This is a genomic window from Microbacterium sp. LEMMJ01 (genome assembly GCF_002114135.1).
Classification (GTDB): domain Bacteria; phylum Actinomycetota; class Actinomycetes; order Actinomycetales; family Microbacteriaceae; genus Microbacterium.
This window is the reverse complement of the sequence record NZ_NCTV01000007.1, coordinates 1-25,929: the sequence shown is the minus strand read 5'-3', so window position 1 is coordinate 25,929 and position 25,929 is coordinate 1. Positions and strand designations below refer to the sequence as shown.

Below are 25,929 nucleotides of genomic sequence, written 5' to 3'. Positions count from 1 at the left end.
GCGGATCGGCCGAGCAGCCTTTCAGGGTATCAGGTGCGCAGCCACCGTCGGATCGCGAAGCCCGCCGACAGGGCCGCGAGGACCACGCCGATCCCGACGAGGACCGGGACGACGAGCGCCGCATCCTGCATGGTCACCCAGGTGGTGATGAAGGGCACGCGGCCGCGCAGGTAGCCGTTCACGCCGAAGTGCATTCCCGCGACGACGGCGGCACTGGCGAGGGCGGAGCCCAGCAGCGCGGCGAACACGCCCTCCAGCACGAACGGGGTCTGGATGAAGCGGTTCGACGCGCCCACGAGGCGCATGATGCCGATCTCCTTGCGCCGCGCGTAGGCCGACAACCGGATCGTCGTGCCGATCAGCAGCGTCGCGGCGATGAGCATGAGCACGGCGATGCCGACGGCGATGTAGGTGGCCACCGTGAGCGCGGAGAACAGCGGTTCGAGGTATTGGAGCTGGTCCTGGACCTGCTCCACTCCGGCCTGGTCGCTGAACGCCTCGGCGAGCACCTGCGACTGGCCCGGGTCCTTCATGGTCACGAAGAAGACCTCGAACGCCTGGTCGGGCGAGAGCACGCTGGCCTGCTCCTCCCCCACCTGCTCGACGAGCTTGGCGTACGTCTCCTCCTTCGTGTCGAAGGTCATGGAGCTGATGAGCGGCGACAACGCGTCGCCCTCGAGCTGGGCGCGCACGGCGGCCACCTGCTCCTCGCTCGCCGCGCCGTCCACGCAGGTGTCCGACTCCGACACCGCGGAGCACATGTAGACGGCCACCTGGGCGCGCTCGGACCAGTACCCGCGCATGACGCCGATCTGGGACTGCATGAGGATCGCGGCGCCGACGAACGTCAGCGACACGAATGTGACGAGCACGACGGAGATCACCATCGAGATGTTGCGCCGCAGGCCGACGAGGGCCTCGGTCAGGATCAGGCCGATTCTCATGAGGTCGGGCCCACTTCCTCGTCGTCCTGGTCCGACAGGCCGAGGCGGTCCGCCACGCCGAGCTCGGCGACGTCCACCTCCGGGATCACGATCGGACGCGTCCCCGGCGCCCCGGGGGCGGGGCGCGCGGCGGCGGACGGCGGCGCGGCCGGGGGATGCACCACGTCCGGCGGTTCGACCACGCCGGGCTCCCGTGCGGGCTCCGGCGGCTCGACCACCTGCGGGGCCGGGTCGGCGGCGGGCTTGGTGACCGCGGGAGACGCGGCCGCGGCCCGGCGCTGGGCGTCCAGCTCCTCGGCCAGTGCGGCGCGCACCACGGAGAGGTCGGCGGTCTGGCGCTGCACCTCCTGCACGGCGGTGAGGGCGGCGGCGGCCGCGGCACCGCGGACCTCCTCCGGCACCAGGCGCGGGATGTTCGAGGTGTCGCCGTATCCGCCGTGCACCTCGTCGCGGACCATCTCGCCGTCGCGGAGCTCGATCACGCGGCGGCGCATCTGGTCGACGAAGCCGGCCTCGTGCGTGGCCATGAGCACCGTCGTGCCGCCCGCGTTGATCCGGGCGAGCAGCTGCATGATGTCGACGGAGGTCGCGGGGTCGAGGTTTCCGGTGGGCTCGTCGGCCAGCAGCACCTGCGGACGGTTGACGAGCGCCCTGGCGATCGCGACGCGCTGCTGCTCCCCGCCGGAGAGCTCGTGCGGCATGCGCTTCTCCTTGCCGTCGAGTCCGACGAGAGCGAGCGCCTCGGGAACGGCCTGCTGGATGAAGCCGCGGGACGAGCCGGTGACCTGCAGCGTGAAGGCGACGTTCTGATAGACCGTCTTGGACGGCAGCAGCCGGAAGTCCTGGAACACCGAGCCGATGTGCCGACGGAAGTACGGCACCTTCCGGTTCGCGAGCGCCCGCAGGTCGCGGCCGAGGACGGCCACCCGACCGCTCGTCGGCACGTCCTCGCGGAGGATGAGGCGCAGACAGGAGGACTTGCCGGACCCGGAGGCACCGACGAGGAAGACGAACTCCCCGCGCTGCACCTCGAAGTCGACACCGGACAGGGCGGGCTTCGACGTCCCGCGGTAGCGTTTCGTGACGTTCTCGAACCGAATCATGGCGAATCGAGCCTAAGCGCGCCACCGCCTCCGGCTCGGCACGACACCCCGCCGCGCAGCACGCCGCCCTGCGATTCCTCCGCCCCCCGGCCCCACCGGCGTCGTCGCCCGCTGCTATACATGGAGTGTCGATTCGCGTGCCCCACGCGAGCGCACACACGGAGGGGATCCCCATGACGACACCTGCTGGTTGGTACGACGACGGCTCCGGGCGCCTGCGCTGGTGGGACGGCCAGCAGTGGACCGAGCACTTCGCGCCGGAGACGACGGCGACAGGCGACACCACCGCGACGGCGACCGAGGACACCACCGCGACGGCGACCGAAGACGCGGGCGCGGAGGGCACCCCGGCGGGGAGCCCCGCCGCGGCGACCGACGATGGCGCTCCCCTCGGACAGGAGCCGACGGCGTCGGCGGAGACCGTCGCTCCGGAGCCCGTCGCCGCTGAGCGCGAGATCGCTCCGGACGAGCCCGCGACCGAGTTCATCGTCGCGCCTGAGCCGGCACAGGACTGGACCGCACCGACCAGCGGCGCGCACGACCTCCCCGGCGCGGCGCCGATCGTCCCGCCGGCCGGTGCCGGTCAGGACGCGTACCAGGGCCAGGGCGGCTACCCGGCACCGGGCGCGTACCCGGGTGCGCAGGGCGCCGGCGGATACCCGGGCCAGGCACCGGGCGCTCAGGGAACGTATCCGGGGCAGGGGGCGTATCCCGGCCAGGGCGCGTACCCCGGTCAGGGCGCGTACCCCGGTCAGGGCGCGTACCCCGGTCAGGCGCCGGCTCCCGCGGCGCCGAAGAAGGTCTCGGTGCTCGGACTCGTCGGCCTCGGGCTCGCCGCGCTCGGCCTCCTCCTCGCGTTCATCCCCGTGACGCTGCCGTTCGCCTGGTTCCTCCTGGCGGCCGGATTCATCGTCTCGCTCATCTCCCTTTTCCTGAAGGGCACCAAGTGGCCGGGGATCACGGGGCTCGGGGTGTCGGTGCTCGGCGGCATCGTCGCGATCGTCGTGAGCATCTTCTTCGTGCTGGCCGTCGCGAACACCGTGCGTCCGGTCACGCTTCCCGACTACGACGAGGGCACGACTCAGAGCCCGGCGCCGGAGACCGACGGCACCGGCGACGCGGGTACGGGTGAGGTCGCCGAGGGCACGCTGGGAGAGCCGGTCACCGTGCCGCAGCTCGAGGGCACGGCCGAGGTCACCATCCGTTCCGCCACGTTCGGCCCGACCAACGGCACGGATTTCGAGCCCGCGAACGGCGGCTACCTGGTGATCGATGTCGCCTGGGAGACGCTCGACGGGACGACCTACGTCAACCCGCTCTACTTCTCCGTCGAGACCGCAGACGGCGCCGAGGGCGACTACGACATCTTCGGCGAGGCGACGCTGGAGTCCAGCGAGCAGGACGCCGGTTCCACGGCGGAGGGCACCGTCTCGTTCGACGTCGCCGAGAGCCCGTCCTACGTGGTCGTCATCACGGACGAGATGCTGCAGGAGGTCGCGCGCGTGACCGTCGAGGCGTCGGCTCGCTGACCCGTCCGCACCGCACGACGAAGGCCCCGGGAGCTCCCGGGGCCTTCGTCGTAGGGGTCAGTCCTCGTCTTTGCGCTTGCGCCAGCGGATGCCCGCCGAGATGAAGTCGTCGAGGTCGCCGTCGAACACGGCGGCGGGGTTGCCGGACTCCTGGCCCGTACGGAGGTCTTTCACGAGCTGCTGTCCGTAGAGGAAGTAGGAGCGCATCTGATCGCCCCAGCTCGCGGTGATGTTGCCCGCGAGTTCCTTCTTCTTGGCGGCCTCCTGCTCCTTCTGCAGCAGGAGGAGGCGGTTCTGCAGCACGCGCATGGCCGCGGCGCGGTTCTGGATCTGCGACTTCTCGTTCTGCATCGACACGACGATGCCGGTCGGGAGGTGCGTGATGCGCACGGCGGAGTCGGTCGTGTTGACGGACTGGCCGCCGGGGCCGGAAGAGCGGAAGACGTCGACCCGGATGTCGCTCTCGGGGATGTCGACCTCGGTCGCCTCCTCCATGAGCGGGATGACCTCGACGGCGGCGAACGACGTCTGGCGCTTGTCCGCGGAGCCGAACGGGCTGATGCGGGCGAGGCGGTGCGTACCGGCCTCGACCGAGATCGTGCCGAAGGCGTAGGGCGCGTCGATCTCGAAGGTCGCCGACTTGATGCCCGCGCCCTCCGCGTACGAGGTGTCCATGACCTTCACGGGGTACTTGTGACGCTCCGCCCAGCGCAGGTACATGCGCATGAGCATCTCGGCGAAGTCGGTCGCGTCGTCGCCGCCGGCGCCGGAGCGGATGGTGACGATGGCGCTGCGCTCGTCGTACTCGCCGTCGAGCAGCGTCTGCACCTCGAGCTGGTTGATGAGGTCGGTGAGCGTCTGCAGCTCCTTGCGGGCCTCGATCGCCGACTCCTCGTCACCCATCTCGTTCGCCAGATCGACGAGCACCTCGAGGTCGTCGAGGCGCTGGGCGATGCCGGTGATGCGGGCGAGCTCCGACTGACGGTGGCTCAGCGCGCTGGTGACCTTCTGGGCGTTCTCGGTGTCGTCCCAGAGGTCGGGCGCGCCGGCCTCCTCGCTGAGACGCGCGATGTCCTCGCGGAGACGGTTGACATCGACGACCTCGCTGATGTCGCCGAAGGTGTGCCTGAGCGCCTGGATTTCGGCGGAGAGATCTAGTTCGAGCATGACACCTCAGCCTAACGTGCCGCCCGCGCGCGCGGGGACGGTGGTGTCCGGTCGTCCGCGCCGACCGGAGTAGCGTGAAGGGCGTGAGCAGTGCATCCACGGTCCTCCGCCAGTTCGGGCCGATGGTGTACCTGCCGACCGTCCTCTTCTCCCTCGGCGAAGGTGCAGTCATCCCGCTCATCCCGGTCATCGCCGCGTCCATGGGGGCCGACGTCGCCTTCGCCGCCCTCGTCGCCTCGGCGCTCGTGGTCGGTCAGCTGTGCGGCAATCTCCCGGCCGGCTGGGCCGTGGGGCGCATCGGCGAGCGCTTCACGATGGTGATCGCGGGCGTCATCGCCATCCTCGCCGCCGTCGGCATGGTGTTCGCGCCGTCGCTCGGGGTCCTCGCGGCGTCCGTGTTCCTCCTGGGCCTGTGCGCCGCGGCGTTCGGGCTCGCTCGGCACGCGTTCATGACCACGCGGGTGCCGCTGGCGTTCCGCGCCCGCTCGCTCTCCCTGCTCGGCGGCAGCTTCCGTCTGGGGATCTTCATCGGCCCGTTCGTCTCCGCGGGTCTCCTGCAGCTCTTCGGCACCGAGGCCGCGGCGATCTGGTTCTTCCTCGCCTGCCTCGTGGTCATGGTCGTGCTCGTGCTCTTCGGACCGGATCCCGAGAAGACGGTCGCCCCGCTGCGGACGACGATCCGGTTCGCGGAGGACAGCGGAGAGGCCGTGACCGGGTCGATCCCCACCGTCGAGCGGGCCGGGATCTTCCAGACCATGTGGCGGCAGCGCGGAGTGCTCGGTCGGCTCGGACTCGCCGCGGCCTCGCTGTCCGCGGTGCGGTCGGCACGGCAGGTCGTCCTCCCGCTGTGGGGGCTCTCCCTGGGCCTCGACGCGTCGACCATCGCTCTCGTCGTCGGCGTCTCCGGCGCCATCGACTTCGCCCTCTTCTACGCCAGCGGTCAGGTGATGGACCGCTTCGGCCGGCTCTGGGCGGCGATGCCCGCGATGGTGCTGATGGGCGCCGGGTTCCTCGCCCTGTCGGTCACGCACGACCTCGACTCCGCGGTGCTCTGGTTCGGCATGTTCGCCGCGGTCCTCGGCGTCGGCAACGGACTGTCGAGCGGCATCCTCCTCACTCTCGGCGCGGACGTCGCCCCGAAGCACGACCCGGCCGCGTTCCTCGGGTCGTGGCGCACCCTCACCGATGCCGGCGGCGCGGTCGCCCCGCTCCTCGTCTCGGGCATCACCGCGGTCGCGTCCCTGTCGTTCGCGGCGGGAGCCATGGGCCTGATCGGACTCGTCGGCGCCGCCGGGTTCCTCCGCTGGATCCCCCGGTTCGTGCCCCGCACGCCGCCGCGCACGCCGGACCCGGGCGACGACTGAGTACCCGGTCGCTCAGCGCAGCGCCGTCCGGCTCGTGGCCGTCGCCTGCAGCGGCACCCCGTCCGGCACGAACGGCGAGAGCAGCGGCGGGTGCCAGGTCGCCGCGACGGTGACGCGCGCGCTCACGCCATCCGGGGTGGACGCGTCGACGACGGTCGCCTCGAACCCCGCTCCGCGGACGAGCGGCACCGCCTGCTCGGCCACCCCCGCGTCAGTGAGCGTCGCGCGCGGCACCTCCCTCTCCACCTGCAGCGTGAAGCCGTCCGCTCCGGCGAGCGCCGCCGCATCCGCGAGCCCGTCCAGCCGCTTCTGGGCGATGTAGAGATCGGTGGCGCAGATGCACACGAAGAGCACCGCGAGCGCGAGGAGGAGGTAGCCGAGCACGAGCAGCAGCACGCTCCCCTCGTCGTCTCCCTTTCCGTGCCGCTTCAGGACCGGCACGCGTCGCCTCATCCCCCGCCCCATCGCCGAGACACCTTCTGCACCGATACGGCTTCCACGGGGACGGAGGTCGCCTGGTCGAGTCCGAGCACACCCGGCACGAGCGGCAGCGGCACCCGCGTCGAGACCGTGACGACCACGGTCGCTCCCGCCGCCGGACATGCCGAGGTCCGGGGACGACACGACACGGAGACGTCGACCGCTCCGCGATCGATGCCGTACTCCGCGACGACCCCGTCCAGCACCTCCTCCCCGCGGTCGGCCGCCGCCGCGATGTCGGGTGCCGAGGCGATGGCTCGTGCGGCCTGGCGCGCCGCAGCCTCGACGCCCAGCGACTGCTCCTGCACCGAGCCCACGGCGATCACGAGGTACAGCAGCGGCACGAGCATGATCACCCCGACGGCGATGAACTCCAGCGAGCTCGACCCCGCATCATCGCGCATCGAACGACTCCGCCGGTGCGTGGGCCTCCACCTGCAAGGCCGCAGGGACACCGACGAGCCCGAACACCGGGAGCGTCGTCCGGATGCGGACCTCGACGGTCTCCTGTCCGCCCCGCCGTGCCGAGGCCACCGTGATGTCGTCGGCATAGGAGGGGCCGACCGCACGACGGATGACCTCACGCGCCCGCTCCTCCCCTTCCGCCGCCGTCGTGTCCGCGAGAGCCGCGTAGTACGCCCCCTCGACCGCGGCGTCATGGACGACGTTGCGCACGTAGATCGCGAACGCCAGTTGCAGCACCGCGAGGGTGAGCGCGGTGAGCAGGGTGCCGACGAGGAGGAACTCCACCGGGTTCGATCCGCGGTCGTCGGTCACCCCCGCAGGCGCACGCATGTCAGAGCCCCGACACCCGCTGGATGGCCTGCTCGAAGAGGGAGGTGAGCGCGGGTCCGGCGACCGCCCAGATGAGCACGACGAGGCCCGCGGTCATCAGGGTCACGAGCACCCAGCCGGGCACGTCTCCCCGTTCGTCGTCGTGGAGGGCACGGAACATCGAGCGCGAACGAGAGATCATGCCGCCAGTGTGCATCGGAGACCCACCGCGGCGCGGACGTTATCCACAGGGGCGGCCTTCATGATCGTCTACCGGAAGCCGCGGGAGCGCAATAGGCTCCAGCTTCATGGAACCCAATCCCCTGCTGCCGTCGATTCCGGTGCTGATCGCGATCGTCGTCGGCGTGGTGGTCCTCGTCTCCGTCATCGTCATCGTCATCGGTGCCCGGAGGGCGAAGCGGCGGGGTTCTGTACCCCCGTCGCGCGAATCGCACAACCCCGGGTCCGGACACCACGACGAGGGATAGCCTGTCACGCATGCGCCCCGGACCTGACGATGAGATGCAGGCGCGGGTCGAGATCGACGGGCTCACCTATCTCCTGCCTCGCGGCACCGATGTCGTCGCCCTCCGGGAGCGGATCGAAGCCGCCGCGCGCGTCGAACCCACGTTCGTCTCGTTCGCCACATCGGACGGCCTCGCGAGCGTCCTCGTCCACCCGACTTCGCGGGTGTTCCTCTTCCAGGTCAGGGCGTCCGACGACGGAACCCTCGCCGCCGACCTCGGCGGATTGCCGGACTGGGACGTCTGAGCGCCGCGGGAAGCCTCGGCAGCGTCAGGAGGTGAACTCGTCGATGAGGAGCTCGCCGCGCGCGTTCAGGCGCTCCATCATGTGGCTGACCCGGGCCGGGTCGATCGCGGGGACCGGGTCGGCGTCGAACTCGAGCACCAGCGGGATGGCCGGGTGCATCCACGCGGAGAGCCGGCCGGGGCTCTTCGTCCCCGAGGGCCACGTCATCATGAAGCTCTCCTGACGCCGCAGCTTCGTGGAGATCACGATCTTCAGATGCGCCAGCAGGGTGTCCTCGACGTCGATCGGCGGACGAGAGCTGTTGTACTCGAGACTTCCCATAGTCAAAAGGTAAGCCCCCGGGACACCTTCGGCCGACCACTCACCCGATGCCGAGGCGCAGGATGAACAGACCAGGGTAGATTGCGAACACGACGGACAACGGCAGGATGAGGAACACCAACGGCAGGAGCATGAAGATCTCCTTCCGTCCGGCCTGTTCGATGAGCGTGCGCTTGGCCTCCTCCCGCGTGTCGTCGGCCTGCGCGCGGAGGACGGTGGCGAGCGGAGCTCCATGCTCGAGCGCGGCGACGATCTGGTCCACGGCCCGGGTCAGTCCCGGCAGCTCCAGCCGAGCCGCCATGGCGCTCAGCGCGTCGGCGAGCGGCGACCCTGTCCCGACCTCCAGCACCACGCGACGCAGCTCCACGGTGAGCTCCCCGGATCCCACACCGGCCACGCGCTTCACGGCATCGAGGAACCCCTCCCCCGCCGAGAGGCAGAGCGCCAGGAACTCCAGCGTCGTCGGCAGCTCCTCGGTCAGACGCACCTTCCGCGCACGCACCCGCGCCGACAGTCGCATGTCGTACCCCACACCGGCCGCCGCTCCCGCGAGGAGCGGGATCGACCCGACCGGAAGCGACCACCGACCCATCACGACGAGAACGATGACGGCGAGCGCCCCGGCGACGATTCCGCTCACGATCACCGCGAGCTGACGACCGCGGAATGCGACGGGATCGAGTGTCGACCCCGCCTGCGCGAGCCGCCGTCGGAGAGCATCCGTCCCGCCGAGCAGACGGTCGAGCGCCCGCGCCCCGCGCGCACCGAGGCGGAACCCTCCGGCGGGCAGGGTGCCTGGTCTGGGGAAGGCAACGCGCGGCAACACCTCGTCGTCGACGACGTCCCGCACGTACGGCGCGATCCGCGACGCGAGCGACGCCGCCCGCCACCGCGGGAGGCCCGCCAGAAGCGAGAGGACACCCGCGGCGAATCCCCCGCCGAGCAGCACGGCCACGGCGAGCGCAGAGAGCCCGCTCACCCGAACCACCGACGCGGCTCGGGCAGCCGACCGATCCGGATCATGAGGCGGAACGCGACGACGGACACGACCGCGCCCACGACGATCACGGCGATCCCTTCCGGCGTGCCATAGGCCTTGGCCCCCTCCGGGCGCAGGATCAGGAGGGTGAGGATGACCCACGGCGCCACGGCTCCGAGGACGGCCGCCCCGCGGATCCACGACTGCCGCGCCTCGACCTCGCCGCGGAGCGCCGCGTCGGCACGGACCGACGAGGAGAGCGCCCGCAGCACGCCGATGAGCTCGGTCCCGCCGACCTGCCGCGCCATCCGCAGGGTCTCGATGATCCGGTCCCCGAGAGGATCAGCGAGGACGGCTTTCAGCCGGTCGAGACTGGCGTCGAACCGTCCGCTGCTCCGCAGGTCTCGGGCGAACACGTCGAACGCGGGGCGGAGCGGCGGTGGAGCCGATTCCGCGAGGGTGGCCACCGCATCGGGGAGCGACAGACCGACGCGGATCGCGGCGATCAGCAGGTCGCAGACATCGGGCCAGAGCTGGCGCCGCAGACGCCGCAGCCGCAGACGGCGGCCACGCAGGTAGGCGATCGGCGCCGTGCCTCCGGCCAGCCCGGCGAGGATCGCGAGCGCGGCGCTCCCCGTGACGAGCCAGGCGAGGGAGGCGGCGCCGAGCGCGGCACCGGCGATGCCGATCAGGAGAGAGCGGGTCTGCACCGCCGGGAACCCCGCCTCGCCCGCGAGACGAGCCAGACGACCGCGATGCGGAGCAGTAGCGGAGCGTTCTCCCGCCGGCCACAGCCACGGTGACAGGATCAGGAGCACGCCAGCCGCGAGCGTCGCGCCGAGGAGGATCGTCATGCGAGAAGCTCCGAGCCGACCGGGCCCGATCGGCCGCGGGGGCGCCCGGCTCCGAAGACCGGCGTGCTGAGCACCCGCCCCTCGATCACCTCGCCCGTCGGGGCGACGATCTCCTCGACGTATCGGCGCCCCGCCGCATCGCGCGTGCAGTGCACGACGAGGTCGACGGACGACGCGATCGCCGGGGCGACGAAGCCGCGGTCGATGTTCCGGCCGGCGAGGAGGGGCAGCAGGCACAGTTTGTCGAGCGCCTCCGCGGCGGAGTTGGCGTGGACCGTGCAGGCGCCGGGCACGCCCGTGTTCAGCGCGAGCACGAGGTCGAGTGCTTCCGCATCGCGCACCTCCCCCACCACGAGCCGGTCCGGTCGCATTCGCAAGGCCTCCTTCACCAATCGCCGCAGCGTGATCTCGCCGGTCCCCTCGAGGCTCGGCTGACGCCCCTGCAGCGCGACCACATCGGGGCCGTCCACCGCGAGCTCGAACGTCTCCTCCACCGTGATGATGCGCTGGTCCGCCGCGCAGGCGGCGAGCAGCGCTCCGAGCATCGTCGTCTTGCCCGCATGGGTCGCTCCCGACACGATCACGGATGCGCCCGTCCGCATCGTCTCCCCGAGGGCCCGCGCGGCCTCGGGGGTCAGTGCGCCCTGCATCACGAGCGCGTCGAGTGAGCGGTGCCCGGGAAGGAACTTGCGGATGTTGACCGCCCACGCCCCGCGCACGACAAACCATCGCGTGTTGCAGTGAATGCAACTGTTCACGTTTGCAAACGACGCCTATTCGTCTTGTTCGGTGCCGAACTGCTCTGACCATAACAGCGCGATCTTGCGGATGCCGAGTCCTGAGTTGACATGGTGATGCACTGTCCCATACTTTGTTGCATCTAATGCAAGACTTTGGGGCTTCTCCAGCGGCGCTTCGACTGATCACTTCAGCTTCGAACGTCGCGCTGGCGAACCCTGAGGAGCAGGTCTTCAACGCGATGATCGAGGGCTGGCGGAACCAGCAGTTGTCACGGGGGCTTCGTGATCAGACGATCCGAAATCGGACGGCGACGGTGACCCGGTTCCGTGATTTCGTGGACAAGCCGCCGTGGAAATGGACGGTGGCGGATGTGGATGAGTTCACTGCGGAGTCCGGTGGCCGGACTCGGACGCTGTCGACGATGCGCGCCAATCATGGGTCGATCCGTGGGTTCTGTGACTACCTCACGAACCCGTTGTACGACTGGATGGAGATCTGCGATCGCGAGTTCGGGGACGTCCCCTCGCAAGTGTGTCTGCCGTGGAACACAGTGGCGCACCGGTTCGAGTTCGAAGGCGATGGGAAGCGTCGCCCGTTCACGTATGACGAGGTGGAGCGCCTGTTCGACACGGCCGACGCCCGCGTTGAGCTGCTCGTGGCGTCGGGCCGCAAGGGCGCGCTCGGCGCGCTGAGGGATGCCCAGTTGCTGAAGACGGTGTACGCGTTCGGTCTGCGCCGCACCGAGGCGGTGATGCTCGATACCGTCGATCTGCACCACAACGCGAAGATGCGCCAGTGGGGGCGCTTTGGTGCGATCCATGTGCGGTGGGCGAAGGCCGCGGGCGGCGGCGCACCACGACGGCGCACGGTGCTGCTGGTGCCGGAGTTCGATTGGTGGGTGCCCGGCATGCAGCAATGGCTCGAGCAGGCCCGGGAGCGCTTCGCGCCCGGAGATGACCTCGACGCGCTCTGGGTGACCGAGCGCCGCACGCGTCTGTCCGCCGGTTATCTCGACCGAAGATTCGCGGAGCTGCGGGACGAGGCCGGCCTGTCGAAGGATCTGACGCTGCACAGCCTCCGGCATTCCTATGTGACGCACCTGCTGGAGTTCGGCTACGCCGATCGATTCGTCCAGGAGCAGGTCGGGCACATGCACGCGTCGACGACCTCGATCTACGCCTCTGTCAGTTCGGACTACAAGAACCGGGTGCTCGCCGAAGCCCTGAAGGCCCTCATCGAAGGAGAAGCTGATGACCATTGAGCTCGATACCGGATGGAATCTGCGCAGTGTGATGGCCTCGCGCGGGATCTTCCAGACCTCCAAGCTGAAGCCTCTGCTCGAGGACCGCGGCATCGACCTGTCCCGAGAGCAGGTGTATCGGCTGGTGACGCAGCCACCCCAGCGGGTGCGTCTCGACGTCCTCGCTGCTCTGTGCGATGCGCTGGAGTGTTCACTCGACGATCTCGTGACGATCACTCGCCGGGAGGCCTCGGCCCCGGTTGCCGTGGGCGAAGAAGCGACGCGCGGGTCGATTGGCGATCTCCGCCCCGTTCGCGCGACGATCCGCCGGCCGCGGACGAAGTAGCCGCGGTGGCGAAGCCTCCGCAGCAGCCGCGAGTCGCGGAAGTCGTCGACCTCGTACGCCCCCTTGTTCCCGAGATCTCGCCCGAGCGTCTCGTCGAGATCGTGCATTCAGTCGCGCCGGTGCCGCTGACGCAGCGGCTTCTTGAGCTTGCGCTGATCAAGCAGCCGGGGGTCCTCGAGGGGCGGCATGCGAACGTGCCGGTGACTGTTCAGGACCTGGCCCGTGCGCTCGTCGACGACGGAGCAGGCATGGTCGTCCTGCCGACGTGCGAGTCGTGTGGCCGCGCGGTCCGTCTGCCACACAAGACACCGAACGGTGGTCGGCACTGCTCCCGATGCGAGCGGAACGCCCGGTCGGTTTCCTGCGCTTCCTGTGGCCGGGTCCGACCCGTGCAGCGCACGATCGACGGGCAGCGCTTCTGCCGCGACTGCTGGCGAGCCGACCCTCGATCGTTCGGCGACTGCTCGCGGTGCGGTCAGCATGCGACGATCATCGTCCGCCGCCCGGAACTTGTCTGCCTGGCCTGTTACACCGCACCGATCAAGACCTGCGGTCTCTGCGGAGAGCCTGGCCGCGTCGCCTCCCACCTTGACGGGCGACGGGTCTGCGCGCGTTGCTACTACGCGATGCGCAGACCCCAGCCCTGCCCCGAGTGCGGGCGCAGGGTGTTCCTCACCGGGTTCATGAATGATCAGAAGGTCTGTGCTGACTGCGCGGGTGCGCCGGTAACGATGGCTTGTCCTGGCTGCGGCTCGATCGAGGAGATCCGCAAGCATCACCTCTGCGTCGAGTGCCGCAGGCCCATCGCGATCCAGCAGCTGCTCGCCGACGACACGGGAGAGATTCGGACGGATCTTCACCCTCTTGCGGACTACCTGCTCACGCATCACAGCAAGGCGGCGTCGCTGGAACGCTGGCTGCACAAGAGTAAATGCGCGAGCGTACTCCGCGAGCTCGCGGACGGAGCCCTGCCGCTCACCGCCGAGGCGATCATTACCCGAGCCCAGTCAGGACAGGCCGTCGCGTTCCTCCTCTCGCTTCTGGTCCGCTCAGGAGTGCTCCCGGCGCTCGACGTCGAAGCAACACGCTTCAACCACTGGCTCAACGACTGGCTCGACGACATCGACCACCCCGAGGACCGGCTGATCCTCCGCCGCTACTGCACCTGGGAGCTCCTCCGGTCCACTCGAACCCGCAGCCAATCCAGCCCCGCCGCCGGCTTCCAGAGGCAACGAGCCGCGCTGAAGTACTGTGCCGCGCTCCTTGGGGAGATCCGGGCGCAACAGGAGACACCGGCGACGTTCCCGCAGCGCCGGCTCGACGCCTATCTGACCGGTTCGCCCAGCCAACGCGACGCGCTGGCACCGTTCACTCGCTGGCTCCGAAAGCACCGGCTGAGCACCCTTCGGGTCGAATTCCGAGCCCACCGCCTCGAAGGGCGAGACTACGCCTCCGACCACCGCTGGCAGATGGCCCGCAGGTTCCTGTCCGATCCTGACCTGGACCCGAAGACCCGGGCCGCAGGTCTCCTCGTGCTGCTCTACGGAATACAACTGACCCGCATCGTCACGATCACACGGACACAGGTCAATACGAGCTCGCAGCCCGTAACACTCACCGTCGGAGCCGAGCCGATCGAGCTCCCCGAGATCCTCGGCGACGCCATCGTCGAACTTGTCGATGCTGCCCAGCACCACCCAGAAGGATGGCTGTTCCCCGGCAGGAACCCCGGCCGTCACCTCACCCCGGGCCCGCTGAGCCGCCGTCTTCGCACCGAAGGTTTGCTTGCCGGGAGCGCCCGCACGACAGCGCTCATCGAGCTCACCCGGCAATTGCATCCCCGGATCGTCTCGGATCTCCTCGGCATCACGACGGCGTCCGCTGCATCATGGTCGCGTCTCGCCGGCGGTGAATGGTCCGACTACCCGGCGCTTCGTTCCACCCACGCCTGAACGAGCATCACACGTCCGAGCCGGGGCCGGAAATCGCTTCGCGCAGCTGATCGACGGTCGGTGACCCTGCCAGCCCGGCAGGGGTGCGGAACACTCGACAGGCGAGCCCCACCGGCGCACCCTCCTCCGCGAAGGGGTCCACGCCGTTGACGAGGACGGTCGGAGACCCGTGAAACCCGAGGCGGGCGGCGTCCTCGGCGGTCTCGACTCGCTGATGGGCGACGCGGACATCCGCTCGACCCTCGACGACCTGAGCAAGCCGGTGATCGAGCACCTCCCAGTTCGGGCAGCCGTCGAAGTACTGCAGTGTGATCTCCATGAAGGTCCTCTCAGTTCTCGGTGCCGCGGATCATCAACAGCGCTCCGGCGATCGCGGCGGTGACGATCACGATGTCGGCGACGTTCCCGATGAACCAGTTGCCATAGGCGAGGAAGTCCACGACGTGCCCCCGAGCGAATCCTGGGGCACGGAAGAGCCTGTCGCCGGCGTGCGAGGCGGCGGCCCCGCCGAGCGCGCCGATGACGATCGCCCACCCAGGGCGTCGGACGCGGAACGCGAATACGATCGCAGTGACGGTGGCCGCGACGGCGATGAGAGCGAACACCCAGGTGGAGCCCTCGCCGAAGGAGAACGCCGCTCCGGGGTTGTACGCGAGCTGCAGGCCCAGCAGGTCGCCGACCAACGGGATCCGCTCGTGCTCCGACAAGGCGGCCTCGGCCCACGCCTTCGTCCCCTGGTCGACCAGGACGACGAGGACGGCGATCAGCAGCGCCCAGGCCGTGAGCCGCCAGCGCCCTCTCTGCGACTGCTCTTCCGACGCCCGCTCAACGTCAGTTTTCGCGTCCGGGGTCATGCGAGGACCTCGAAGAGGCGGACAATGACGCCGGATTCGATCAGGATGAACAGGCCCAGGCCGATGAAGACGACGGGAACGAGCCAGTGCTCGACGCGCTCGAGCGTCTCCGTGACGGCCTTGTGGGTCCCGATCAGTCGGCCAGCGGCGCACCAGACGGCGACGAGGATCAGGAACACGACGATCATGATCGCGACGTCGCCGGGGGTGCTGGTGCGGAAGATCGGCGTGTAGAGGGAGATGTTGTCCGCCCCGTTGGCGATGGTGATCCCCGCTACGCCCCACAGCCCGACCGCAGTGATCTTGTGGTCGTCGTCATCGTCGTCTCCGTTGCGGCGCAGGCCGCGCACGAGGGTCCAGATGCCGATGCCGAGCGGGATCAGGCCGAGGAACCCGACCCATTCGTCCGGGACGATCGTCAAGCCGAGGGCGGCGACCACGCTGATCACGACCAGGGTGATGAACCCGAGGTACTGGCCCGCGACGATCTGCCAGGGTCGTGGGCTCCCGCGCCGGGAGGCGAGGAAGAGAACGGTGAGCACGACGATGTCGTCGATGTTGGTCGCCGCGAACAGACCGATCGCGGAGCCGATGGTCGCGAGCATCAGCTCTCCAACCGTGGGGTGCGGGTGCGGGCGGCGCGCAGCCCGTTGAGGATCACGATGACCTCGGCGATCTCGTGGACAAGGACGACGGCGGCGAGACCCAGGACCCCGAACAGGGCGAGCGGGAGCAGCGCGGTGATGATCAGCAGCGACAGGATGATGTTCTGGTTGATGATCCGCCGTCCCCGGCGGGCGTGGTCGAACGCCCGCGGGATGAGGCGCAGGTCGTGGCCGGTGAAGGCGACGTCGGCGGACTCGATCGCGGCATCGGAGCCGGTCGCGCCCATCGCGATGCCGATGTCGGCGGCCGCGAGGGCCGGAGCGTCGTTGATGCCGTCGCCGATCATCGCGACCGATCCCGCCTTCGACAGCTCGCCGATCGCGGTCGCCTTGTCCTCAGGACGCAGTTCCGCGCGCACGTCATTGATCCCGGCCTGCGCAGCCAGTGCACGAGCGGTGCGGGCGTTGTCGCCGGTGAGCATGGTCACCTCGATGCCCTGATCCGCGAGGGTGCGGACGACTTCGGGGACTTCTGGTCGCAGTTCGTCACGGACGCCGATCGCGGCAACAGGTGCCCCGTCACGGTGCACGATCACGACAGTCATCCCTTTCTCCTCGAGAACCGCCACCCGGTCGCCGAGCCCAGCGGCGTCAAGCCAGCGGGGGCTGCCGACTATGATCCTCGCCCCGTCGACGGTGCCTTCGATGCCGTGCCCCGCCTGCTCGGTCACGCCGGCAGCCGCCGGAACACCCGGCGCTGCCGCGGTGATCGCCGCAGCGAGAGGATGCGTGCTGTGCTGTTCCAGCGCTGCCGCCCAGGCGAACGCCTGCGTCTCGGTCACGCCGTCGGCGGTAAGGACGGCGGTAACCGTCGGCTCGTTGCGGGTCAGGGTGCCGGTCTTGTCGACAGCGACGTGCCGGACAGCACCGAACCGCTCGAACACCGCACCCGACTTGATGATCACGCCGAACTTGCTCGCCGCGCCGATCGCGGCCACGACCGTCAGCGGCACCGAGATCGCCAGCGCGCAGGGAGAGGCGGCGACCAGCACGACGAGCGCGCGGGTGATCCACACCTCCGGGTCGCCCAGCAGCGACCCGATCAGCGCAACCAGCGCAGCGAGAATCAGCACGCCCGGCACCAGCGGGCGCGCGATCCGGTCCGCGAGACGCGCCCGCTCGCCCTTCTCCGTCTGCGCCTGCTCCACCAACTCGACGATGGTCGTGAGCGAGTTGTCTGTGCCCGCCGCCGTCGTCTCGACCTCCAGCGCGCCGGAGCTGTTGATCGCGCCGGCCGACACCGCATCCCCGGGCCCGACCTCGACCGGGATCGATTCCCCGGTGATCGCCGACGTGTCCAGGCTGGAACGCCCCGCACGAACGATCCCGTCGGTCGCGATCCGCTCGCCCGGACGAACGACCATGACCTGGCCGACCGTCAGCTCCTTCGCCTGCACCTCCACGGACCCGCCGTCGCGCAGCACGGTCGCGGTCTCCGGAACGAGCTTCAGCAACGCCCGCAGACCCCCGCGGGCCCTGTCCATCGCCTTGTCCTCCAGGGCCTCAGCAATCGAATACAGGAACGCCAGCGCTGCGGCCTCCTCCACGTAGCCGAGGATCACCGCGCCGACAGCGCTGATCGTCATCAGGAGTCCGATGCCGAGCTTGCCCTTGAACAGCTTCCGGATCGCACCGGGCGTGAACGTCGACGCACCCAGCAGGAGACCGATCCAGAACAGCACCAGCGCCGGGATCGCGAGGCCGGACCACTCAAAGACCAGACCGGCCAGGAACGCGACACCGGAGAACACCGGCACCATGACCCTCCGGTCCCTCCACCAGGGCCGCTCGGCCTCCTCGTGTTCCTCGCCCGCCGTGGCGGCAGGCTCATGCTCGCAGCCGCACGCCGCGCTCACGCGTCAGCCCCCGCTCCGCAGCACCCCGGCACCGTGCACGCCGAGTCCACGCACGGAGCGTGCTCGTCGACAGCCAAGGTGACATCCACCAACGCGACAAGCGCGGCGGCGAGGTGCGGGTCGGCGATCTCGTAACGGGTCTGACGACCCTCCGGTTCGCCGACCACGATCCCGCAGTCACGCAAGCACGTGAGATGGTTCGACACGTTCGAGCGCGTCAGCTCCAGCTCGCGCGAGAGCACAGCCGGGTAACTCGGGCCATCGAGCAGGGACATCAGGATCCGGGAACGCGTCGGGTCTGCCATGGCCCGGCCGAGCCGGTTCATGACATCGAGGCGTGAAGCAATGGTCAGCATGCACTGAACTATACAGTATGCGCTGATCAATCACGGATCGGCCGGTGGCCAGCCACCACCCGGAAGCCAGCCGACATCTGGTCAATTCGCGACTCAACAACAATCGGCGCTACCAGTATCGGCAATCGCGACGTGCAGCCGCGAACCGTCCGGCAGCGAGGCATCGACGAACGGCTGCCCGATGTCCACCCGCCGCCCCGTCGCCTGCAGCATCCTCTCCACCAGATCCCGAACCGTCGCCTCGTCCAGCCGCAGCGCCGTCCGCTCCGCCACCCCACCCCGCGCCGTGTGCACGACCCCGTCGCCGTTGACCCACACCTCCTCGATGCCCGGGTCGTCGAGCAGCGGCTGCAGAGCACCGAAGCCACTCACCACCGCCAGCACGTCCCGCACGCACGCCGCCTCGTCCTCGACCAGCACGCCGCCCCGCGCGAGCGCCCGATCATCGTGACGCCGCACCTCCGCCCGGGCGACCTCCCGCGCCCGCTCCGGGTCCGTCGCCGGGTCCACCCCCTCGGTCCGCAGCCGACGCCGCACGAGGTCGGCGATGATCGACGCGGGCTGCTCCATCCCTGCATCCTCGCAACGATCACCTCCCGGTCTCTTGAGTTATCCACACCCCATGCGCCGCCTTCGAACGGAGGCCGTCCGGCACCCGGTACCGTGCAGGCATGAAGCGGTTCACTGTCTCGTGCGGGCTCCTCGGCGTTCTCGTCCTGTCAGGCTGCACCGGGGGTGCCGATCTCCTGCAGTGCCAGAGCGTGGCCGCCGTCGACACGGAGCTCGAGGCCTTCTTCGCCCAGGACACGGTCGGCGGCGTGCCCAGCCCGGAGCAGACCGAGCGCCTGAAGGAGCTCGCGGACGAGTACGCCGAGCTGGACGTCGACGGCGAGGTGCAGGAGGCAGCGACGGCGGTGAGCGACGACCTGCGCGCGCTCTACGACTACCGCGTCGGCGTCCAGAACGGCGACGACGCGGACCCCGACCGCGAACAGGAACTCCGCCGGACCGCGATCGATACGTTCGTCGAGGGACAAGCCGTCTGCATCGAGAGCTCCTCCTGACGCCGCCGTATCGAGCCGCCCGCCCCGGTGTCAACCGGTACGTCCCCCGTCGTCGCGCTCCCTAGGCTGAGGAGCAGAACTGCGAGGAGACGACGTGCACCGCGCCACACCAGCCGCCCCCGAACCGACCCTGAGCGTGGTCATCCCGGTCAAGGACGACGCGGCGGAACTGCAGCGGTGTCTCCGCGCCCTCGCGCGGCAGACGCTCCCGCCCGACGAGATCATCGTCGTGGACAACGCCTCGACCGATGAGTCGGCCGCCGTGGCTGTCCGGCACGGTGCACGGGTCGTGCGGTGCGACACCCCGGGCATCCCCGCGGCGAGCGCGACCGGGTACGACGCGGCGGCGGGCGACGTGATCCTGCGGCTCGACGCGGACGGCGTCCCGGGGCCGCGATGGATCGAGACGATGGCGACCGCGTGCACACGCGACCCGCGGGTCGGCGCCTGGACAGGCGGGGCACATTTCGTCGACGGCCCCCGGTTCCTGCGCCGCCCCCTCGCGGCGGCCTACCTCTTCTCCTACGTCGTCGTCTGCGGCTCTGCCCTCGGCCACGCACCGCTGTTCGGGTCGAACCTCGCCCTCCGCCGCACGGCCTGGCTCGCCGTCCGGGCCCGCGTGCACCGCGCCGACGCCGAACTCCACGACGACCTCGATCTCGCCTTCCACGTCGGCGAGCGTCACCGCATCCGCTGGCTCCTGCACACCGACATGGGCATCTCCATGCGCCCGTTCGGCAGCGGCCGCTCCTTCGCCCGCCGGGCCTGGGTCGGTGCCAGGACCGTCCTCGTGCACTGGCCGGAGGACTTCCCTCCCGTGCGCTGGGTGCGGCTCGTGCTGCGCCGGGTACTGCACCGCCTCGGCGTCCCCGCGCCCGGAGCCCGCCGATGACCGCCCCGCTCCTCGGAACACCATCCGCCACCGAGCTGCACGTCATGACCCTCAACATCCGCCGCGACCTCGGTGCCCTCGCCTGGCCGCGCGCCGACCGCTGGGAGATCCGACGCCCCCTGCTCACCGCGCTCCTGCGCACCGAGCGGCCGGACCTCCTCGGTGTGCAGGAGGCCCTCCCCGCGCAGGCTGCCGCCGTCTCCGCCGCGCTCGGCCCGTCGTTCCGCCGCGTCGGCCACGGCCGCCTCCCCGGACCCCGCGGCGAGGGCTGTCCCCTCTTCTACGACGCCGACCGGCTGGAGCTGCGCACCTGGCGACAGGTCGCGCTCTCCCGCACCCCTGATCGCCCCGGTTCGCGCTCCTGGCTGAGCGTCGCGCCGCGGGTGGCGGTGGAGGCGTCCTTCCGCGACCGCCGCACGGACGCCCCCGTCACCGTGCTCAACACCCACCTCGACGCCTTCTCGCCGTGGGCGCGGCTCCGTCAGGCGCAGGCGGTGCACGACCTCGCCGCCGCCTCTGCGACACCCGTCATCCTCCTCGCGGACTTCAACGCCGCCGCGGGCTCGGCACCATGGCGTGCCCTGGAAGTCGACGACGTCGTCCGCGATTCGTGGACGGCCGCCGTGACCCGCCGCACCCCCGCCTGGAGCACGTTCTCCGGCTACCGGTCGCCCCGCCGCGGACGCCGCATCGACGGCATCCTCACCTCCCCCACGCTTTCCGTGCGCCGGGTGGGCATCGACGCCCGCCAGTATGGAGGGGGCTGGCCGTCGGATCACCTCCCCGTGCACGCCCTGATCGATCTCGCCCCCGCTGCCGCACCCGAGGAGCCCGCATGAAGGAGGACTTCCTCCGCCCGCCGCAGTCCGTGGCGGAGTGTGGCGCCGACGCCGTCCGGGTGATCGGCATCCTCAGCGTCCTCGTCGCGGCGATCTGGTCCACCCCGACCGACGCCGGCATCCTCGCGCTCGCCCTTCCCGCCCTCATGCTCCCCCGCGTCCTCGGGATGCGCGGCGGCGTCGACCTCGCGATCGGCCTGATCGTGCTCATCGCGGCCGCGAGCAACGTGTTCGACCTGTACCGCACACTCACCGGGTGGGACCTGGTCGTGCACTTCGTCTGCACAGGCGCCCTCGCCGCCAGCGCCTACCTCGTGCTCTCCCGCCTCGGCATCGTCACCGCGCAGGAGTCGCCGGCGTTCCGGCCCCGCATCCCGATCGTCCTCTGCACCGTCATCGGGCTCGCAGCCAGCGCCGTGTGGGAGATGATCGAGTGGGCGGGACGCACCTTCATCACCGACGAGATCTTCGTCACCTACGAGGACACCATCGGCGACATGGCGATGGGCGGACTCGGTGCGCTCGCGGCGGGAGTCCTCGTTGCCGTCGTCCGGCTGGAGCGTCATCGCCCTGCGTGACGGCGTGGAACTGCGGGACGATCCCCAGGGTCGAACAGCGCGCGGGTCAGTAGACTGAAGCCACCGCGCGGGAGTGGTGGAATTGGCAGACACGCAGGATTTAGGTTCCTGTGCCCCAGGGCGTGTGGGTTCAAGTCCCACCTTCCGCACGACGGGTGCTTCGGCGCCCGCATCGCTCCACCGCCGACACCTCACGACCGACGGGAATCCCGCCAGTGCTCGAAAGCATGCTGCACGCCCCCACCGCGCTCATCCCGTGGCTCGATCCGCAGACGATCATCGGGGCGGCGGGTCCGTGGGCGCTCCTCGTGGTCTGCTTCATCATCTTCGCCGAGACCGGTCTGCTGGTCGGCTTCCTCCTGCCCGGTGACACGCTGCTCATCATCGCGGGCCTGCTGACCCACACGAGCAACGTCTTCGGCGTGAACATCTGGGTCGTCTCGCTGCTCATCGCCCTCTCGGCGTTCATCGGCGGCGAGGTCGGCTACGTCATCGGGCACAAGGGCGGCCCCGCGGTGTTCGAACGCAAGGAATCCGGCCTGTTCAGCAGGAAGAACGTCGAGCGCACCAACGCGTTCTTCGAGCGCTTCGGCGGCCTCACCGTGATCCTGGCCCGCTTCGTGCCGATCGTGCGCACGTTCGCTCCGGTCGCCGCCGGCGTGGGCCACATGCCCTGGCGGCGCTACTCGCTCTACAACTTCATCGGAGCGATGATCTGGGGCTTCGGCCTCACGATGGTCGGCTACCTCATCGCCTACATCCCGTGGGTGCGAGACCTCGTCGTCGAGTACATCGACATCATCCTGCTCATCGCCGTCGGCGGCACGGCGATCGTCACCCTGTGGCACTACCTCACCGAGCGTCACAAGGCGAAGAAGGCCGCGGCCGCGGGCGAAGACGTCGTGACCGACCATGAGGAGGCGGAGGAGCTCGTCCTCGACGCCGACGTGTTCGACCGGGCCCCCGACCTCGACGGCGACGGCAAGCACTGACCCCGTCGCGGGTCAGCCCGCGTTCTTCGAGCGCTTCTCCTTGGAGCGGGCCACGCTCGCGCGCAGCGCCTCCATCAGGTCGATGACCTCGCCGCCGTCCGCCGCCTTCTCGCCGTCGCCGCCGAACGTCTCGGCCACATCGAACGTCTCCCCGGCCTCGATCTTCGCGTCGATGAGGGTGCGGAGCTCCTTCTGGTACTCGTCGACGAACTCCTCGGGGTCGAAGTCGGCCGAGTAGCTGTCCACGAGCGAAGACGACAGCTCCAGCTCCTTCTTCGAGATCCGCACGTCCTCATCGAGGGACGGGAACTCCGCCTCCCGGACCTCGTCCGACCACAGGAGCGTCTGGAGCACGAGCACCTTGCCCCGCACGCGCAGGGCGGCGAGCCGCGTCTTCTGGCGCAGCGTGAACCGCACGATCGCGGTGCGGTCGGTCTGCTCCAGGGTCTTGCGCAGCAGCACGTACGCCTTGGGCGACTTCGAGTCGGGCTCCAGGTAGTACGGCTTGTCGAGTGTGAGCGGATCGACCTGTTCCGAGGGCACGAACTCCACCACGTCGATCTCGCGGCTCTTCTCCGCCGGCAGCGCGGCGAGGTCGTCCTTGGTGAGCACGACCGTCTGCCCGTCGTCGACGTAGGCGCGGTCGATGTCGGAGTAGGCGACCGTCTCGCCGCACACCTCGCATGTCCGCTGGTAGCGGATGCGGCCACCGTCCTTGTCGTGCACCTGATGCAGCGGCACGTCGTGGTCCTCGGTCGCGGAGTACACCTTGACCGGCACGTTCACCAGCCCGAACGTCAGGGCGCCCTTCCAGATCGTCCTCATCACACCAGTAGACACCAGCCCCATCCGTCACGACCACCCCTTGACTACGCTGGCTCCATGGTGGGAGAGGCGCAGGTCGTACAGGTCGATGGCCGACGACTTCGCGTGACCAACCTCGACAAGGTCGTCTATCCGGAGACGGGCACGACCAAGGGCGAGGTCATCGCCTACTACACCGCCATCGCGCCCCTGCTCCTGCCGCTCCTCGACGGCCGCCCGGTCACCCGCAAGCGCTGGGTCGAGGGCGTCGGCACCGCCGCCGCCCCGGAAGACTCCTTCTTCACGAAGCAGCTCGAGCCCGGGGCTCCGGACTGGATCCCGCGGCAGGACATCCAGCACTCCGACGGCCCTAAGGCGTATCCGCTGGTGGAGGACGTGCCCACGCTCGTGTGGCTCGCGCAGGTCGCGGCGATCGAGCTGCACGTACCGCAGTGGCGGTTCACCCCGGAGGGTCTGCCCGGACGCCCGGACCGTCTCGTGCTCGACCTCGACCCCGGACCCGGTGCCGACCTCGCGCAGTGCGCCGAGGTCGCCCGGATCGCCAGGACGCTCCTCACCGGCATGGGCCTCGACCCCCTGCCCGTGACGAGCGGCAGCAAGGGCATCCACCTCTACGCGTCCCTGCCCGGCGAGCAGACCAGCGCCGAGGTCTCCGCCGTGGTCAAAGAACTGGCCCGCATCATCGAGAACGACCACCCGGACCTGGCGACGAGCGTCATGTCCAAGGCCGTGCGCGGGGGCAAGGTGTTCCTCGACTGGAGCCAGAACAACGGCAAGAAGACGACGATCTCCCCGTACTCCCTGCGCGGGCGCGCCCGCCCCGGCGTCGCGGCGCCGCGCACCTGGGAGGAGCTCGACGACCCGGGGCTCGCCCACCTCGAACTGGACGACGTGCTCGCACGCGCGGCTGCCGGGTTCGACCCCCTCTCGTCGCTCCGCCCCGACGCTCCGGCACTGCCCTCGAACGTGCCCGCCTCGCCCCCGGCTCCCGCGATCCGGGCGGCGGCCCCCGCCCCCACCCGCCGCGGACGGCCGCTCGCCGCGCCCGCACCGTCACCCGCCGGGACCACCCTCCCCTCCCTCGCCCCGATGCTCGCCGAGAACGGCACCCCCGCGATCGCTCGAAACCTCAGCACCCCGTCCTGGGTGGAGGTGAAGTGGGACGGCATCCGTGCGATCGGCACCTGGCGCGACGGGCACATGTCGCTGCACGCCCGTCGCGGCACCGACATCACCGCCCGCTACCCCGAGCTGACGGCCGACGGCGCCCCGTTCCTCCCGGTCGATGAGGCGATCGTCGACGGGGAGATCGTCGCCTTCGACAGCGCCGCCCGGCCGAGCTTCTCCCTGCTGCAGAACCGCATGCACCTCACCCGGCCCCGGGAGATCGAGCGCGAGGTGGTGCGCACACCGGTCGTGTACATGCTGTTCGACCTGCTCCGCCTCGACGGCCACGACCTCACCGGGATGCCGCTCCGCGAGCGCCGCACGCTCCTGGGCGACATCGTGGCGGGAGTCGACGCGCCCATCCAGGTCCCACCCGTCTTCGACGACGTGGACGCGGCGCTGGCGGCGAGCGAGGAGTTCGGTCTGGAGGGCGTCGTCGTGAAGGATCCGGCGTCGCGGTACCGCGCCGGCCAGCGCTCGCCCTCCTGGCTCAAGCTCAAGAACACCCGCATGCAGGAGGCGGTGATCGTCGGCATCCGCCCGGGAAAGGGCGAGCGGGAGGGCACTCTCGGCTCTCTCCTCCTCGCGGTCCCGGAGGGCGGCGACCTCCGCTACATCGGCCGCGTAGGCACCGGATTCACCGACCGGATCCTTCGCGATCTCCTCGCGCGCCTGAAGCCGCTGCACGTGCCGCGGGCACCGCTCGACGGCGTGCCCCGACCCGATGCCTCCGACGCCCTGTGGGTGCGACCCGAGCTCGTGGGCGAGGTGGAGTTCGCGAACTGGACGCCGGACGGCATCCTCCGGCACGCGCGTTGGCGAGGTCTGCGCCCGGACAAGACCGTCGACGAGATCACCGTCGAGGCGTGAGCGGCGCGCCGCTCACGCGTGGTGCGGTTCGCAGTCGCTCTGCTCGGCCGGTTCGATCTGGAACGTGGAGTGCGCGACGTCGAAGTGATCCGCGAGGCACGCCTGCATCTCCGACAACAGGGCCGCCGAACGGCCGTCCGCCAGCAGGTCCGGTCGCACGCTGACGTGCGCGGTGAAGACGGGCGCCCCGCGGGTGAGCTGCCACACGTGCACGTCGTGGACCCCGACGACGCCGTCGTAGCCGAGCAGGTGGGTGCGGATCTCGCCGACGGCCATGCCCTTCGGGGCCGACTCGGCGAGCACGGAGAACACCTCCTTGAGCAGCACGAACGCCCGCGGGATGATCATCGCCGCGATGAACAGCGAGGAGCGCGCGKCGGCCGGCCTCCAGCCGGTCACGAGGATC

Annotated in this window: 32 protein-coding genes and 1 tRNA gene; 14 read left to right on the top strand and 19 right to left on the bottom strand. The window is 70.1% G+C overall.

Annotation, left to right across the window (positions count from 1 at the left end):
* Positions 1–29 precede the first annotated feature (29 nt).
* Both ftsX and ftsE read right to left on the bottom strand, forming a co-directional pair.
* Positions 30–944: a permease-like cell division protein FtsX gene (gene ftsX / locus B7W94_RS00285; protein ID WP_025105294.1), complete on the bottom strand. Its 915-nt coding sequence runs from the start codon at positions 942–944 to the stop codon at positions 30–32.
* Positions 941–2,047, bottom strand: a complete 1,107-nt coding sequence (gene ftsE / locus B7W94_RS00280; protein ID WP_025105295.1) for a cell division ATP-binding protein FtsE — start codon at positions 2,045–2,047, stop codon at positions 941–943. The genes ftsX and ftsE overlap by 4 nt, the downstream gene beginning before the upstream one ends.
* Positions 2,048–2,220: 173 nt before the next feature.
* Here ftsE and B7W94_RS18295 point away from each other — a divergent pair, with 173 nt between their 5' ends.
* Complete coding sequence (locus B7W94_RS18295) at positions 2,221–3,576, top strand: DUF2510 domain-containing protein (RefSeq protein WP_085603517.1); 1,356 nt, start codon at positions 2,221–2,223, stop codon at positions 3,574–3,576.
* Between the two features lie 57 nt (positions 3,577–3,633).
* On the opposite strand, the gene prfB is transcribed toward B7W94_RS18295, so the two are convergent.
* Complete coding sequence (gene prfB / locus B7W94_RS00270) at positions 3,634–4,743, bottom strand: peptide chain release factor 2 (RefSeq protein ID WP_025105296.1); 1,110 nt, start codon at positions 4,741–4,743, stop codon at positions 3,634–3,636.
* A 122-nt stretch (positions 4,744–4,865) separates the two neighbouring features.
* Between prfB and B7W94_RS00265 the strand changes: the two genes are divergently transcribed.
* Positions 4,866–6,107 carry an MFS transporter gene (locus tag B7W94_RS00265; RefSeq protein WP_085603589.1) on the top strand — a complete coding sequence of 414 codons (1,242 nt, stop codon included), beginning with the start codon at positions 4,866–4,868 and terminating at the stop codon, positions 6,105–6,107.
* A gap of 12 nt (positions 6,108–6,119) precedes the next feature.
* On the opposite strand, the gene B7W94_RS00260 is transcribed toward B7W94_RS00265, so the two are convergent.
* The 4 genes from B7W94_RS00260 to B7W94_RS00245 are packed head-to-tail and all read right to left on the bottom strand — an operon-like array spanning position 6,120 to position 7,563.
* Positions 6,120–6,548, bottom strand: a complete 429-nt coding sequence (locus B7W94_RS00260; RefSeq protein WP_253247342.1) for a pilus assembly protein TadG-related protein — start codon at positions 6,546–6,548, stop codon at positions 6,120–6,122.
* 8 nt (positions 6,549–6,556) lie between these two features.
* A complete protein-coding gene (locus B7W94_RS00255) occupies positions 6,557–6,991 on the bottom strand; it encodes a TadE family protein (protein WP_085603514.1) in 435 nt (144 codons plus the stop codon).
* Complete coding sequence (locus B7W94_RS00250) at positions 6,981–7,382, bottom strand: TadE/TadG family type IV pilus assembly protein (RefSeq protein ID WP_025105300.1); 402 nt, start codon at positions 7,380–7,382, stop codon at positions 6,981–6,983. Before B7W94_RS00250 ends, B7W94_RS00255 begins: the two co-directional genes overlap by 11 nt.
* A gap of 1 nt (position 7,383) precedes the next feature.
* On the bottom strand, positions 7,384–7,563 hold the full coding sequence (locus B7W94_RS00245) for a hypothetical protein (protein ID WP_085603586.1): 180 nt from the start codon (positions 7,561–7,563) through the stop codon (positions 7,384–7,386).
* A 106-nt stretch (positions 7,564–7,669) separates the two neighbouring features.
* On the opposite strand from B7W94_RS00245, the gene B7W94_RS00240 reads away from it, so the two are divergent.
* On the top strand, positions 7,670–7,849 hold the full coding sequence (locus B7W94_RS00240) for a hypothetical protein (RefSeq protein WP_085603511.1): 180 nt from the start codon (positions 7,670–7,672) through the stop codon (positions 7,847–7,849).
* Between the two features lie 10 nt (positions 7,850–7,859).
* Positions 7,860–8,132, top strand: coding sequence for a hypothetical protein (locus B7W94_RS00235; RefSeq protein ID WP_139833207.1), 273 nt, complete (start codon positions 7,860–7,862; stop codon positions 8,130–8,132).
* Positions 8,133–8,156: 24 nt separating this feature from the next.
* Here B7W94_RS00235 and B7W94_RS00230 read toward each other — a convergent pair whose 3' ends face one another.
* The 4 genes from B7W94_RS00230 to B7W94_RS00215 are packed head-to-tail and all read right to left on the bottom strand — an operon-like array spanning position 8,157 to position 11,005.
* Positions 8,157–8,453: a DUF7882 family protein gene (locus tag B7W94_RS00230; protein WP_085603505.1), complete on the bottom strand. Its 297-nt coding sequence runs from the start codon at positions 8,451–8,453 to the stop codon at positions 8,157–8,159.
* Between the two features lie 40 nt (positions 8,454–8,493).
* The gene (locus tag B7W94_RS00225) at positions 8,494–9,432 is read right to left on the bottom strand and encodes a type II secretion system F family protein (protein ID WP_085603502.1); all 939 of its coding nucleotides are present in this window, start codon (positions 9,430–9,432) and stop codon (positions 8,494–8,496) included.
* On the bottom strand, positions 9,429–10,286 hold the full coding sequence (locus tag B7W94_RS00220) for a type II secretion system F family protein (protein WP_085603500.1): 858 nt from the start codon (positions 10,284–10,286) through the stop codon (positions 9,429–9,431). Before B7W94_RS00220 ends, B7W94_RS00225 begins: the two co-directional genes overlap by 4 nt.
* The gene (locus tag B7W94_RS00215; protein ID WP_367379559.1) at positions 10,283–11,005 is read right to left on the bottom strand and encodes an ATPase, T2SS/T4P/T4SS family; all 723 of its coding nucleotides are present in this window, start codon (positions 11,003–11,005) and stop codon (positions 10,283–10,285) included. Before B7W94_RS00215 ends, B7W94_RS00220 begins: the two co-directional genes overlap by 4 nt.
* A 164-nt stretch (positions 11,006–11,169) precedes the next feature.
* Here B7W94_RS00215 and B7W94_RS00210 point away from each other — a divergent pair, with 164 nt between their 5' ends.
* From B7W94_RS00210 to B7W94_RS00195, 3 genes are read left to right on the top strand one after another with little or no spacing between them, the layout of a single operon-like run.
* The gene (locus B7W94_RS00210; protein ID WP_273190858.1) at positions 11,170–12,288 is read left to right on the top strand and encodes a tyrosine-type recombinase/integrase; all 1,119 of its coding nucleotides are present in this window, start codon (positions 11,170–11,172) and stop codon (positions 12,286–12,288) included.
* Positions 12,278–12,613 carry a helix-turn-helix domain-containing protein gene (locus tag B7W94_RS00205; RefSeq protein ID WP_056207187.1) on the top strand — a complete coding sequence of 112 codons (336 nt, stop codon included), beginning with the start codon at positions 12,278–12,280 and terminating at the stop codon, positions 12,611–12,613. The genes B7W94_RS00210 and B7W94_RS00205 overlap by 11 nt, the downstream gene beginning before the upstream one ends.
* Before the next feature lie 5 nt (positions 12,614–12,618).
* Positions 12,619–14,565, top strand: coding sequence for a hypothetical protein (locus B7W94_RS00195; protein WP_253247341.1), 1,947 nt, complete (start codon positions 12,619–12,621; stop codon positions 14,563–14,565).
* A gap of 7 nt (positions 14,566–14,572) precedes the next feature.
* Here B7W94_RS00195 and B7W94_RS00190 read toward each other — a convergent pair whose 3' ends face one another.
* The 6 genes from B7W94_RS00190 to B7W94_RS00165 form a co-directional block, all read right to left on the bottom strand.
* Complete coding sequence (locus B7W94_RS00190; RefSeq protein ID WP_056207192.1) at positions 14,573–14,884, bottom strand: DsbA family protein; 312 nt, start codon at positions 14,882–14,884, stop codon at positions 14,573–14,575.
* 10 nt (positions 14,885–14,894) lie between these two features.
* On the bottom strand, positions 14,895–15,419 hold the full coding sequence (locus B7W94_RS00185; RefSeq protein WP_082483053.1) for a signal peptidase II: 525 nt from the start codon (positions 15,417–15,419) through the stop codon (positions 14,895–14,897).
* On the bottom strand, positions 15,416–16,024 hold the full coding sequence (locus B7W94_RS00180) for a cadmium resistance transporter (RefSeq protein WP_056207194.1): 609 nt from the start codon (positions 16,022–16,024) through the stop codon (positions 15,416–15,418). Before B7W94_RS00180 ends, B7W94_RS00185 begins: the two co-directional genes overlap by 4 nt.
* Positions 16,024–17,940 carry a heavy metal translocating P-type ATPase gene (locus tag B7W94_RS00175; RefSeq protein ID WP_056207196.1) on the bottom strand — a complete coding sequence of 639 codons (1,917 nt, stop codon included), beginning with the start codon at positions 17,938–17,940 and terminating at the stop codon, positions 16,024–16,026. Before B7W94_RS00175 ends, B7W94_RS00180 begins: the two co-directional genes overlap by 1 nt.
* Positions 17,937–18,296, bottom strand: coding sequence for a Cd(II)/Pb(II)-sensing metalloregulatory transcriptional regulator CmtR (cmtR, locus tag B7W94_RS00170; RefSeq protein ID WP_056207198.1), 360 nt, complete (start codon positions 18,294–18,296; stop codon positions 17,937–17,939). The genes B7W94_RS00175 and cmtR overlap by 4 nt, the downstream gene beginning before the upstream one ends.
* 93 nt (positions 18,297–18,389) lie before the next feature.
* Entirely contained in the window at positions 18,390–18,866 is a 477-nt protein-coding gene (locus B7W94_RS00165) for a Flp pilus assembly complex ATPase component TadA (protein ID WP_085603494.1), read from the bottom strand.
* A 101-nt stretch (positions 18,867–18,967) separates the two neighbouring features.
* On the opposite strand from B7W94_RS00165, the gene B7W94_RS00160 reads away from it, so the two are divergent.
* From B7W94_RS00160 to B7W94_RS00135, 6 genes are all read left to right on the top strand, one after another.
* Complete coding sequence (locus tag B7W94_RS00160; RefSeq protein WP_085603491.1) at positions 18,968–19,360, top strand: hypothetical protein; 393 nt, start codon at positions 18,968–18,970, stop codon at positions 19,358–19,360.
* Positions 19,361–19,454: 94 nt separating this feature from the next.
* Positions 19,455–20,252 (top strand): glycosyltransferase family A protein, encoded by a 798-nt coding sequence (locus B7W94_RS00155; RefSeq protein WP_085603488.1) that lies wholly within the window; start codon positions 19,455–19,457, stop codon positions 20,250–20,252.
* Complete coding sequence (locus B7W94_RS00150; RefSeq protein ID WP_085603485.1) at positions 20,249–21,091, top strand: endonuclease/exonuclease/phosphatase family protein; 843 nt, start codon at positions 20,249–20,251, stop codon at positions 21,089–21,091. Before B7W94_RS00155 ends, B7W94_RS00150 begins: the two co-directional genes overlap by 4 nt.
* Positions 21,088–21,669 (top strand): hypothetical protein, encoded by a 582-nt coding sequence (locus tag B7W94_RS00145; RefSeq protein ID WP_085603482.1) that lies wholly within the window; start codon positions 21,088–21,090, stop codon positions 21,667–21,669. Before B7W94_RS00150 ends, B7W94_RS00145 begins: the two co-directional genes overlap by 4 nt.
* Before the next feature lie 67 nt (positions 21,670–21,736).
* Positions 21,737–21,818: transfer RNA gene (locus B7W94_RS00140), tRNA-Leu, on the top strand.
* 78 nt (positions 21,819–21,896) lie between these two features.
* A complete protein-coding gene (locus B7W94_RS00135; protein WP_085603479.1) occupies positions 21,897–22,661 on the top strand; it encodes a DedA family protein in 765 nt (254 codons plus the stop codon).
* A gap of 12 nt (positions 22,662–22,673) precedes the next feature.
* Here B7W94_RS00135 and ku read toward each other — a convergent pair whose 3' ends face one another.
* Complete coding sequence (gene ku, locus B7W94_RS00130; protein ID WP_025105313.1) at positions 22,674–23,486, bottom strand: non-homologous end joining protein Ku; 813 nt, start codon at positions 23,484–23,486, stop codon at positions 22,674–22,676.
* A gap of 57 nt (positions 23,487–23,543) precedes the next feature.
* Here ku and ligD point away from each other — a divergent pair, with 57 nt between their 5' ends.
* Entirely contained in the window at positions 23,544–25,523 is a 1,980-nt protein-coding gene (ligD, locus tag B7W94_RS00125; protein WP_085603476.1) for a non-homologous end-joining DNA ligase, read from the top strand.
* Positions 25,524–25,535: 12 nt separating this feature from the next.
* Here the strand turns inward: ligD and B7W94_RS00120 are convergent.
* Positions 25,536–25,929, bottom strand: a 394-nt coding sequence (locus B7W94_RS00120; RefSeq protein WP_441338621.1) for a cation transporter dimerization domain-containing protein, incomplete at its 5' end; no start/stop codon positions are given.

What these genes read in the sequence shown, in the direction of transcription:
- B7W94_RS00250 (WP_025105300.1), bottom strand. Translation starts at nt 7,382, where the DNA reads ATGCGTGCGCCTGCGGGGGTGACCGACGACCGCGGATCGAACCCGGTG.
- B7W94_RS00265 (WP_085603589.1), top strand. Translation starts at nt 4,866, where the DNA reads ATGGTGTACCTGCCGACCGTCCTCTTCTCCCTCGGCGAAGGTGCAGTC.
- B7W94_RS00135 (WP_085603479.1), top strand. Translation starts at nt 21,897, where the DNA reads ATGCTGCACGCCCCCACCGCGCTCATCCCGTGGCTCGATCCGCAGACG.
- B7W94_RS00240 (WP_085603511.1), top strand. Translation starts at nt 7,670, where the DNA reads ATGGAACCCAATCCCCTGCTGCCGTCGATTCCGGTGCTGATCGCGATC.
- B7W94_RS00190 (WP_056207192.1), bottom strand. Translation starts at nt 14,884, where the DNA reads ATGGAGATCACACTGCAGTACTTCGACGGCTGCCCGAACTGGGAGGTG.
- B7W94_RS18295 (WP_085603517.1), top strand. Translation starts at nt 2,221, where the DNA reads ATGACGACACCTGCTGGTTGGTACGACGACGGCTCCGGGCGCCTGCGC.
- B7W94_RS00245 (WP_085603586.1), bottom strand. Translation starts at nt 7,563, where the DNA reads ATGATCTCTCGTTCGCGCTCGATGTTCCGTGCCCTCCACGACGACGAA.
- ku (WP_025105313.1), bottom strand. Translation starts at nt 23,486, where the DNA reads ATGAGGACGATCTGGAAGGGCGCCCTGACGTTCGGGCTGGTGAACGTG.
- B7W94_RS00145 (WP_085603482.1), top strand. Translation starts at nt 21,088, where the DNA reads ATGAAGGAGGACTTCCTCCGCCCGCCGCAGTCCGTGGCGGAGTGTGGC.
- cmtR (WP_056207198.1), bottom strand. Translation starts at nt 18,296, where the DNA reads ATGCTGACCATTGCTTCACGCCTCGATGTCATGAACCGGCTCGGCCGG.
- prfB (WP_025105296.1), bottom strand. Translation starts at nt 4,743, where the DNA reads ATGCTCGAACTAGATCTCTCCGCCGAAATCCAGGCGCTCAGGCACACC.
- B7W94_RS00160 (WP_085603491.1), top strand. Translation starts at nt 18,968, where the DNA reads ATGAAGCGGTTCACTGTCTCGTGCGGGCTCCTCGGCGTTCTCGTCCTG.
- B7W94_RS00165 (WP_085603494.1), bottom strand. Translation starts at nt 18,866, where the DNA reads ATGGAGCAGCCCGCGTCGATCATCGCCGACCTCGTGCGGCGTCGGCTG.
- B7W94_RS00255 (WP_085603514.1), bottom strand. Translation starts at nt 6,991, where the DNA reads ATGCGCGATGATGCGGGGTCGAGCTCGCTGGAGTTCATCGCCGTCGGG.
- B7W94_RS00220 (WP_085603500.1), bottom strand. Translation starts at nt 10,286, where the DNA reads ATGACGATCCTCCTCGGCGCGACGCTCGCGGCTGGCGTGCTCCTGATC.
- B7W94_RS00185 (WP_082483053.1), bottom strand. Translation starts at nt 15,419, where the DNA reads ATGACCCCGGACGCGAAAACTGACGTTGAGCGGGCGTCGGAAGAGCAG.
- ligD (WP_085603476.1), top strand. Translation starts at nt 23,544, where the DNA reads ATGGTGGGAGAGGCGCAGGTCGTACAGGTCGATGGCCGACGACTTCGC.
- B7W94_RS00230 (WP_085603505.1), bottom strand. Translation starts at nt 8,453, where the DNA reads ATGGGAAGTCTCGAGTACAACAGCTCTCGTCCGCCGATCGACGTCGAG.
- ftsX (WP_025105294.1), bottom strand. Translation starts at nt 944, where the DNA reads ATGAGAATCGGCCTGATCCTGACCGAGGCCCTCGTCGGCCTGCGGCGC.
- ftsE (WP_025105295.1), bottom strand. Translation starts at nt 2,047, where the DNA reads ATGATTCGGTTCGAGAACGTCACGAAACGCTACCGCGGGACGTCGAAG.
- B7W94_RS00210 (WP_273190858.1), top strand. Translation starts at nt 11,170, where the DNA reads ATGCAAGACTTTGGGGCTTCTCCAGCGGCGCTTCGACTGATCACTTCA.
- B7W94_RS00235 (WP_139833207.1), top strand. Translation starts at nt 7,860, where the DNA reads ATGCGCCCCGGACCTGACGATGAGATGCAGGCGCGGGTCGAGATCGAC.
- B7W94_RS00180 (WP_056207194.1), bottom strand. Translation starts at nt 16,024, where the DNA reads ATGCTCGCGACCATCGGCTCCGCGATCGGTCTGTTCGCGGCGACCAAC.
- B7W94_RS00205 (WP_056207187.1), top strand. Translation starts at nt 12,278, where the DNA reads ATGACCATTGAGCTCGATACCGGATGGAATCTGCGCAGTGTGATGGCC.
- B7W94_RS00150 (WP_085603485.1), top strand. Translation starts at nt 20,249, where the DNA reads ATGACCGCCCCGCTCCTCGGAACACCATCCGCCACCGAGCTGCACGTC.